Source organism: Nostocoides japonicum T1-X7 (assembly GCF_001046855.1).
Taxonomy (GTDB): Bacteria; Actinomycetota; Actinomycetes; order Actinomycetales; family Dermatophilaceae; genus Nostocoides; species Nostocoides japonicum.
Genome location: NZ_HF570958.1, coordinates 3,697,612 through 3,706,408, shown reverse-complemented (window position 1 = coordinate 3,706,408; position 8,797 = coordinate 3,697,612). Strand labels below are relative to the sequence as shown.

The 8,797-nt window shown below is 73.8% G+C and carries 6 protein-coding genes, 1 pseudogene and 1 riboswitch; of the genes and pseudogenes, 3 read left to right on the top strand and 4 right to left on the bottom strand.

The window, feature by feature from the left end; translation table 11 throughout:
• Both BN12_RS16800 and cobN read right to left on the bottom strand, forming a co-directional pair.
• Window positions 1-229: SAM-dependent methyltransferase (locus BN12_RS16800; RefSeq protein ID WP_048554268.1), on the bottom strand; the 229-nt coding region annotated here is incomplete at its 3' end.
• Window positions 226-3,828 (bottom strand): cobaltochelatase subunit CobN, encoded by a 3,603-nt coding sequence (cobN, locus tag BN12_RS16795; protein WP_048554267.1) that lies wholly within the window; start codon window positions 3,826-3,828, stop codon window positions 226-228. The genes BN12_RS16800 and cobN, both read right to left, overlap by 4 nt.
• A gap of 29 nt (window positions 3,829-3,857) precedes the next feature.
• Window positions 3,858-3,998: riboswitch (cobalamin riboswitch) on the bottom strand.
• A 334-nt stretch (window positions 3,999-4,332) separates the two neighbouring features.
• On the opposite strand from cobN, the gene BN12_RS16790 reads away from it, so the two are divergent.
• The 3 genes from BN12_RS16790 to BN12_RS16780 are packed head-to-tail and all read left to right on the top strand — an operon-like array spanning window position 4,333 to window position 7,396.
• On the top strand, window positions 4,333-5,214 hold the full coding sequence (locus BN12_RS16790; RefSeq protein WP_157635539.1) for a sulfite reductase subunit beta: 882 nt from the start codon (window positions 4,333-4,335) through the stop codon (window positions 5,212-5,214).
• Window positions 5,211-5,873: a precorrin-8X methylmutase gene (locus BN12_RS16785; RefSeq protein ID WP_048554262.1), complete on the top strand. Its 663-nt coding sequence runs from the start codon at window positions 5,211-5,213 to the stop codon at window positions 5,871-5,873. Before BN12_RS16790 ends, BN12_RS16785 begins: the two co-directional genes overlap by 4 nt.
• Window positions 5,870-7,396: a precorrin-2 C(20)-methyltransferase gene (locus BN12_RS16780; RefSeq protein ID WP_048554261.1), complete on the top strand. Its 1,527-nt coding sequence runs from the start codon at window positions 5,870-5,872 to the stop codon at window positions 7,394-7,396. The genes BN12_RS16785 and BN12_RS16780 overlap by 4 nt, the downstream gene beginning before the upstream one ends.
• A gap of 271 nt (window positions 7,397-7,667) precedes the next feature.
• Here the strand turns inward: BN12_RS16780 and cobM are convergent, their stop codons facing one another.
• Window positions 7,668-8,426: a precorrin-4 C(11)-methyltransferase gene (gene cobM, locus BN12_RS16775; protein ID WP_048554257.1), complete on the bottom strand. Its 759-nt coding sequence runs from the start codon at window positions 8,424-8,426 to the stop codon at window positions 7,668-7,670.
• Window positions 8,423-8,797: pseudogene (locus tag BN12_RS16770) on the bottom strand (cobalamin biosynthesis bifunctional protein CbiET); the annotation flags it as partial. The pseudogene BN12_RS16770 and the gene cobM, both read right to left, overlap by 4 nt.

Below are 8,797 nucleotides of genomic sequence, written 5' to 3'. Positions count from 1 at the left end.
CCGGCCCCTCGCTGCGGGGCCGCGGCCGACCCCGCCCCTCGTGGTCCGGCGCGCCGGCGACGTGCCGGGCGAGGAGCGCCGTACGAGCCGCGGCGAGGGGGTCGCCCTGGGGCCGGTGCTTCTCGGTGACGACGACGTAGTCCACGGTGTTCATCCACCGCACCGCCTCGAGGGTCACCTGCTCGGGGTCCCCCGGACCGACGCCGATGAGGACGAGGCGACGGGTCACCCGCGGTCCTCCAGGTCGCCCTCGATCGACAGGTAGACCTCCTGCATCGCCGCGATGACCTCCGGGTCGGGCTCCGCCCACAGCCCGCGGTCGGCGGCCTCGTGGAGCCGCTCGACGATGCCGCGCAGCGCCCACGGGTTGGAGCGGCGCATGAACTCCTGGTTCGTCTCGTCGAGGACGTAGTCCTTGGCGAGCCGGTCGTACATCCAGTCGTGGACGACGCCGGCCGTCGCGTCGAAGCCGAAGAGGTAGTCGACGGTCGCCGCGAGCTCGAAGGCTCCCTTGTAGCCGTGCCGCTGCATGGCACCGATCCACCGAGGGTTGACGACGCGGGCCCGGAAGACGCGGGCGGTCTCCTCGGAGAGCGTCCGGGTGCGGACCGCGTCGGGCGAGGTGGAGTCGCCGACGTAGGCCTTGGGGTCGGCACCGGTGAGCGCCCGGACTGTCGCGACCATCCCGCCGTGGTACTGGAAGTAGTCGTCGGAGTCGGCGATGTCGTGCTCCGCGCTGTCGACGTTCTTCGCGGCGACCGCGATGCGGCGGTAGTTGGTCCGCATGTCGTCGGCGGCGGGCGCACCGTCGAGGTCCCTGCCGTAGGCGAACCCGCCCCACGCGGTGTAGACCTCGGCGAGGTCCTTGTCGTCGCGCCACGACCCCGACTCGACGGCCTGGAGGATCCCGGCGCCGTACGAGCCGGGCTTGGAGCCGAAGATCCGCGTCGTCGCCCGCCGGGTGTCGCCGTGGGTCGCGAGGTCCGCGCGGGTGTGGGCGCGGACATGGTTCTGCGCGTCCGGCTCGTCGAGCTCCGCGACCATGCGGACGGCGTCGTCGAGCATCGCGACGACGTGCGGGAAGGCGTCGCGGAAGAAGCCGGAGATCCGGACCGTGACGTCGATCCGGGGTCGCCCGAGCTCGGCGAGCGGCACGACCTCGAGCCGGCTCACGCGCCGCGACTGCTCGTCCCACTCTGGTCGGACGCCGATGAGGGCGAGGACCTCGGCGATGTCGTCCCCCGCCGTCCGCATCGCCGACGTCCCCCAGACCGAGAGGCCGACGGAGGGAGGGTACTCGCCGGTCTCCTCGAGATAGCGCTGCAGGAGCGAGTCGGCCATCGCTTGACCGGTCTGCCACGCGAGGCGGGAGGGGACGGCCCGTGGGTCGACGGTGTAGAAGTTGCGGCCCGTCGGGAGCACGTTGACCAGTCCCCGCAGCGGCGACCCGGACGGTCCCGCCGGGACGAACCCGCCTGCGAGCGAGTGGAGGACGGCGTCCAGCTCACCGGACGTCCCGGCGAGGCGGGGGACGACCTCCGTCGCCGCGAAGGCGAGGACGCGCTGGACGTCGGGGTCGTCGTGGAGCCGCTGGGCGGCGGCCGGGTCCCAGTCGGCCGTCTCCATCGCCTCGACGAGCGACCTCGCCTGCGCCTCGATCTCGTCGACGGCCGCCAGCTGCTCGTCCTCCTTGAGACCGAGGGCGGACCGCAGCCCGGGCACCGCGTGCCCGACACCGCCCCAGACCTGGGGGGCGCGCAGGATGGCGAGGACGAGGTTGACGCGGGCCTCGCCCACCGGGGCGGCGCCGAGGACGTGGAGCCCGTCGCGGATCTGGGCGTCCTTGATCTCGCACAGCCATCCGTCGACGTGGAGCACGAAGTCGTCGAACTCCTCGTCGTCCGGGCGGCTCTCGAGGCCGAGGTCCTCGTGGAGCTGGGCGGCCTGCATGAGCGTCCAGATCTCGCCGCGGATCGCCGGCAGCTTCGCCGGATCCATCGCGGCGATGTTGGCGTGCTCGTCGAGGAGCTGCTCGAGCCGGGCGATGTCGCCGTACGCCTCGGCGCGCGCCATGGGGGGCACGAGGTGGTCGACGATCGTGGCGTGCGCCCGCCGCTTGGCCTGGGCGCCCTCCCCCGGATCGTTGACGAGGAAGGGATAGACGAGCGGCAGGTTGCCGAGCGCGGCGTCCGTCGCGCATCCGGCGGACAGCGCCGCCGTCTTGCCGGGCAGCCACTCCAGGGAGCCGTGCTTGCCGAGGTGGATGACAGCATGCGCGCCGAATCCCCGCTCCAGCCAACGGTATGCGGCGAGGTAGTGATGGCTCGGCGGCAGATCCGGGTCGTGGTAGATCGCGACGGGGTTCTCCCCGAAGCCCCGGGGAGGCTGGATGAGGACGACGACGTTGCCGGCCCGCAGGGTCGCGAGGACCAGCTCCCCCGCGTCGTTGACGAAGAGCCGTCCGGGTGCGGCTCCCCACGTCTCGACGATCGAGTCGCGGAGCCCGGCGGGGAGGTCGGCGGTCCAGGCGGCATACTGCGCGGGGTCGATCCGTACGTGGGCGTCGGTGAGCTGGGCCGAGGTGAGCCATTCCTCGTCCTGGCCGCCCGCCTCGATGAGCCGGTGGATGAGCGCGTCGCCGGCCTCGGTGTCCGACATCGCGCTGTCGAGGATGTCGACGACGGGGTTGCCGGTGCCGAGGTCGTAGCCCTCCGCCCGCATCCGGCGGAGCAGGTGGACCGCCGAGACGGGCGTGTCGAGGCCGACGGCGTTGCCGATCCGGGCGTGCTTGGTCGGGTAGGCCGACAGGACGACGGCGATCCTCTTGTCCTCGGGGCGGACGTGCCGAAGCAGCGCGTGGTTGACGGCGATCCGGGCGACCCGGACGCACCGCTCCGGGTCGGCGACGTAGCGGGGCAGGCCCTGGTCGTCGATCTCCTTGAAGGAGAAGGGCGCCGTGATGATCCGGCCGTCGAACTCGGGGATGGCGACCTGGGTGGCTGAGTCCAGCGGGGTCACGCCGTCGTCGGATGCCGCCCAGTCCGAGCGGCTGCTCGTGAGGGACAGGGCCTGGAGTACGGGAATGTCGAGCGCGGCGATCCGCTCGACGTCCCACGCCTCGTCGTCTCCTCCTGCGCTCGCTCCGGCGGGCGTGCTGCCGCCGGCGGCGAGGACGGTGACGACGAGGGTGTCGAGGGTCGCGAGCGCGTCGTAGAGGTCGTCCGGCGCGGCCCGGAGCGACCCCGCGAAGATCGGTATGCCGACCGCCTGGCCGGTCGCGTCCACGGCGTCGGCGAGGGCGTGGGCGAAGGCGGTGTTGCCGCTCGCCTCGTGGGCGCGGTAGTAGAGGATCCCGACCCGCGGAAGGGAGGCGTCCGCCGGAGCCGGGCGATCGGCATACCCCCACGTCGGGATCGGGACGGGAGGCTCGAACCCCTCCCCCGTGAGCAGGACGGTGTCGCAGAGGAATGCGTGGAGCTGGCCGAGGTTCGCCGGGCCACCCTCGGCGAGGTAGCGGTGCGCCTCGGCGGCGACGCCGATGGGGACCGTCGAGCGCTCCATGAGCTCGGCACTCGGCTGTTGCTCGCCGCCGAGGACGACGAGGGGGGTGCCGCGGTCGCGAACGCCCGCGAGGCCCTGCCACAGGTCGCTCGGGGACCCGAGGAGCCGGACGACGACGAGAGCCGCCCCGTCGACCGCATCGGCGAGCTCGTCCTCGGTGGCCCGGGCCGGGTTGACCCACCGGTAGGCCGCGCCGGACCCTCGAGCGGACAGCAGGTCGGTGTCGGACGTGGAGAGCAGGGCGACGACGGGGCCGGCTGGGAGCATGCGTTCCTCCTCGGGGTTCGCGCCCCGCGTGGTCGGAAGCGGCCGCGGTCAGTGTCTGGCTCACCCGTGCCCGACGGTGGAGTGCACGGATTCACAGTGGCGGAACCGCCCCGGAGTCGCACCGGAGTTCCTGGGCCCGCGGCCGGCGGACGGCGTCAGCCTAGCTGCAATGCACGCTGTGGACGGCACGCAGGTCTCTCCCGCGAAGGAATGGTGTAGTCGGTTGTGATGCAGGTTCACCGACGAGCAACTCGACGCGATCCGGCGACACGCCGAAGCCGACACCGATCGGTCTCAGCCTGGATCCGCCGCGCCGTCGAGCACGAACTGGGCCGCCGCCCGGCCCGACATCCGAAGCTGCAGAGAACTCCAGGTGAGCCAGTCGCGTTCGAAGCGTCGGATCCGCATGGGTCGATCGGTCCGCCGTCGCGACTGCATCCGCCCGACCGAGAGCCCGACGGGCCGGGGCGATGCGGTCTGCAGCCCGGTGGCAGCATGTGCGGCGTGACGACACGGACCTACCGCGATCGCTGCCCGGGCGTTCTGCGCCCCTGGCTGGCGGAGGACGGGGCGATCGTCCGGGTCCGGGTCCCGGGGGGTCGACTGGCATCGACCGCGCTCATGGGTCTCGTCGACGCTTCCGAGCGGTGGGCTGACGGCACGGTGCTGCTCACCTCGCGCGCCAACCTCCAGCTGCGGGGGATCACCGGCGCAGCCGCCGCCCCGAACGGCGTGCCGGAGGGCCTCGTCGAGGCGGTCCGGTCGGCGGGTCTGCTGCCGTCCGAGAGCCACGAGCTCGTTCGGAACATCGTCGCCTCGCCCCTCACCGGTCGCCTCGGGGGCCGGGCCGACCTGCGCCCCGTCATCGAGGCCCTCGATCGGCGGCTGTGCGCGGACGACGAGCTCGCTGGCCTCGGCGGGAGGTTCCTCTTCGTCCTCGACGACGGGCGCGGCGACGTCCTGGCCCGAGCGCTCGACCTCGGGCTCGTCGCGCTGGGTGACGGGCTCGCCCAGCTGCGCGCCGGGTCGGGCGGATGGGGGCCTGTCGTGCCTCTCGAGCGGGCCGCCGGGGAGCTCGTCGGCCTGGCGCGGAGCTTCCAGGAGCTCCGCGGGACGGGACTCGACGCGCCGTGGCACGTCGACGAGCTGCCCGACCCGGCCGTGCTCCTTCCTGGCGTGGCGAGAGATCCCCGCGGGCCGGTCTCGTCCGATCCGGTGCCGCCCGGGACCTATCGGCAGGACGACGGTCGCCGGCTCCGCATCGTCCCAGTGCCCGACGGCATCGTGACGCGCGCGATCGCGGAGGGGCTCCTCGACGACGGACCCCGCGAGCTCGTCGTGACACCGTGGCGCAGCATCGTCGTCCCCGAGCTGGAGAGCCCATGACCCTCACTCCCCCGGCGCGGCACTACGAGTACGAGCGCGACGGGGCGGCCATCTACGCCGAGTCGTTCGCGACGATCCGGCGCGAGTCGTCGCTGGGCCGGCTCCCCGCCGACGCCGAGTCGGTCGCCGTCCGGATGATCCACGCATGCGGGCAGCCGTCGCTCGCCGACGACCTCGTCGTCCACCCGTCGCTCGTCGCCGCCGCGCGCTCCGCGCTGCGCCAGGGCGCCCCGATCCTCGCCGACGCCCACATGGTCGCCTCCGGCGTGACGCGGGCCCGGCTCCCCGCGGACAACGAGGTCGTCTGTCTGCTGCGCGACGACCGCGTGCCCGATATCGCCCGCGCCTGGGGCACGACGCGCTCCGCCGCGGCCGTGTCCCTGTGGGGGGATCGTCTCGACGGGGCGGTCGTCGCCGTCGGCAATGCGCCCACTGCGCTCTTCCACCTCCTCGAGCTCGTCCTCGACGGTGGCCCCCGACCCGCGGCGGTCGTCGGCGTGCCGGTGGGGTTCGTCGGCGCCGCCGAGTCCAAGGAGGCGCTCGTCGCATTCGGGGCCGACCACGGCATCGACCTGCCCTTCCTCACCGTCCGCGGCCGGCGCGGGGGGTCGGCCCTCGCGGCCGCGGCCCTCAACGCCCTTGCCCAGGAGCGCGAATGACCCTCTCCCACCGTCGAACCGGCCGTCTCTTCGGCGTCGGCCTGGGGCCGGGCGACCCGGAGCTCGTGACCGTCAAGGCGGCCCGCGTCATCGGCGCCGCGGACGTCGTCGCATACCACCAGGGGCCGCGGAAGCGGTCCAACGCCCGGCGGATCGCCGACCGCTACCTCCCGGAGGGAGTCGTCGAGGAGCTCCTCGAGTACCCCGTCACGACGGGCATCACCGACCATCCCGGGGGGTATGCCGGGGCGATGGCCGACTTCTACGAGGACTGCGCGACCCGGCTCGCCGTGCACCTCGACGCCGGGCGTGACGTCGTCGTGCTCGCCGAGGGCGACCCGCTTCTCTACGGCTCGTACATGTACCTCCACGACCGGCTCTCGACCCGCTACGAGACCGAGGTCGTGCCGGGGGTGCCAGCGTTCGCCGCGGCGACGGCGGTGCTCGGGCGGCCGCTGTCGCGCCAGACCGATGTGCTCACCGTCCTCCAGGGCACGCTCCCCCGCCCCGAGCTCGCCCGCCGGCTCGCCGACACCGACGCCGCTGTCGTCATGAAGCTGGGTCGGACCTTCCGCGACGTTCGCGCGGCGCTGGAGGAGGCTGGCCGCCTCGACGACGCGTGGTACGTCGAGCGTGCCTCGATGGACGCCGAGCGATGGCTCCCCGTCGCCGAGGTGGACCCCGAGACGGTGCCCTACTTCTCGGTCGTCGTCGTGCCCGGCGACACCCATGCGTCCCGCCGCCGATACGAGGACGGTGCATCGAACACCGTTGTCCCAGTGCCGGATCCGGCCACTCTGTTCGTCGTGGGTCTGGGGCCCGGCCCTCAGGAGTGGCTCACCCCGGAGGCGGCCGCGGTCCTGGCGGAGGTGAGCCATGTCGTCGGCTACGGGCCGTATGTCGACCGCGTCCCGCAGCGCGCCGGGCTCACGAGGCACTCCTCCGGGAACACCGTCGAGGTGGACCGGGCGCGGCTCGCGCTCGACCTGGCGCGGGCCGGCGAACGGGTCGCGGTCGTCTCCGGCGGCGACGCGGGGGTCTTCGGCATGGCGTCGGCGGTCTTCGAGGCGGCAGAGGACCCGGCATACCGGGGGGTGGACATCAGGGTCGTCCCCGGGGTCAGTGCCGTCCAGGCCGTCGCGGCCCGGGCCGGGGCCCCGATCGGCGCCGACTTCGCCGTCGTCAGCCTGTCCGACCGGCTCAAGCCGTGGACGGTCGTCGAGCAGCGGCTCCACGCGATCGCGGAGGCGGACCTCGTCCTCGCCGTCTACAACCCCCGCTCGCGGGCCCGGACGACCCAGGTCGCCGAGCTGCGGCGGATCATGCTCGAGCATCGAGACCCCCGAACCGTCGTCGTCGTGGGCCGCGACGTCGGCCGTCCCGGCGAGTCGCTCACCATGACGACACTCGGCGAGCTCGACCCCGAGACGGTGGACATGCGCTGCCTGCTCCTCGTCGGGGCGAGCAGCACGCGGATCACCCCGTCCGGGCGGGCGTGGACCCCCCGGTTCGTCGATCGCTGAGGTCTGCGGCGCCGGATTCCGACGTCGTCGGCTGGCGGCTCTCCCTGGCGACCGACGGACACCCGATGCCGCTCCGGGCCGGTGCTCGTCGTGCGTGAGCGGCCCGCAGCCGGTCGATGTGTGGCCGCATCGAGTGTCCGTCGGTCCGACATGGTGCACAGGCCCCGATCGGGTGGCAGAACGCCAGGGCGGGGTGGTGCACAGGCCCCGATCGGGTGGCAGAGCGCCAAGGGGGTGGGCCGGTCGGTCGTGGTGGGTTCCTGACGAGGGATCACGTTCTCTTCGCCGAGCGGTCCCGAGCCGGGTCGTAGAGGTAGGACTCTGCGCCGCGGACGTCGGCCGCGACGGCGGGTCCGACGAGGATGACGGCGGCCTGGCGCAACCCGGCATCCTCGACGGCGTCGGCGATGTCGGCGAGGGTGCCGCGCAGGACGAGCTCGGACGGCTGGGAGACCCGCGACACGACGGCCACCGGGCAGGCCGGCCCGTAGTGGCCGGCCAGCTCGACCGCGAGCTCCCTTGTGCGGGTGATCGCGAGGTGGAGGACGAGCGTCGCGCCGGTCGCCGCATACGCCGCGAGGCTCTCTCCGGGCGGCATGGCCGTGGAGCGGGCCTGGGTGCGCGTGAGGACGACGGTCTGGGCGACCTCCGGGACCGTGAGCTCCGCTCCGATGCGGGCCGCCGCTGCCGCGTATGCGGGGACGCCGGGGACCACCTCCCACGGCACCCCGAGGGCGTCGAGCCGCCGCGCCTGCTCGTGGAGCGCGGAGTAGACCGACGGGTCGCCGGAGGTGAGCCGGACGACGTCGAGACCCTCGGCATACGCCTCGGCCATCGTCGCGACGATCTCCTCGAGGTCGAGGTCCTGGGTGTCGACGAGCCGTGCGTCCGGCCGGCAGTGGCCGAGGACGGCCTCGTCGAGGTACGTGCCCGGGTAGAGGCACACGTCGGCCGACCGAAGGAGGGTGGCCGCCCGGAGGGTCAGCAGGTCGGCGGCCCCCGGCCCGGCGCCGACGAAGTGGATCGTCACCGCGCATCCTCCCCGGGCGTGCCGGAGGGCACGGGCTCGTCCGTGCCGGCGGCCTCCGGCACGGTCACGGCCCACTGCGTCACCGCCCGGGACGGCGCCCAGCCGGTGAGTGAGCCGAGGGGTTCGGCGTGCTCGACGCTGATCCGGGTGAGGGACCCGCCGAGCGCGGCGTGCCGCAGCGTGAGCTCCCGCTCCGACTCGAGGGTCACCGCGTGGACGACGAGGCGTCCGGCGGGACGCAGGGCGTCCCAGCACCCGTCGAGGAGCCCCGGGGCGGTGACGCCGCCGCCCACGAAGACGGCGTCCGGTGCGGGGAGGCCGGCGAGGGCGTCCGGCGCGGGCCCCGTGACGACCCGCAGCGCTGGCACGCC

Bases quoted from the DNA above. Each gene is read 5' to 3' on its own strand.
- BN12_RS16785 (WP_048554262.1), top strand. From the start codon at position 5,211: ATGACCCTCACTCCCCCGGCGCGGCACTACGAGTACGAGCGCGACGGG.
- BN12_RS16780 (WP_048554261.1), top strand. From the start codon at position 5,870: ATGACCCTCTCCCACCGTCGAACCGGCCGTCTCTTCGGCGTCGGCCTG.
- cobN (WP_048554267.1), bottom strand. From the start codon at position 3,828: ATGCTCCCAGCCGGCCCCGTCGTCGCCCTGCTCTCCACGTCCGACACC.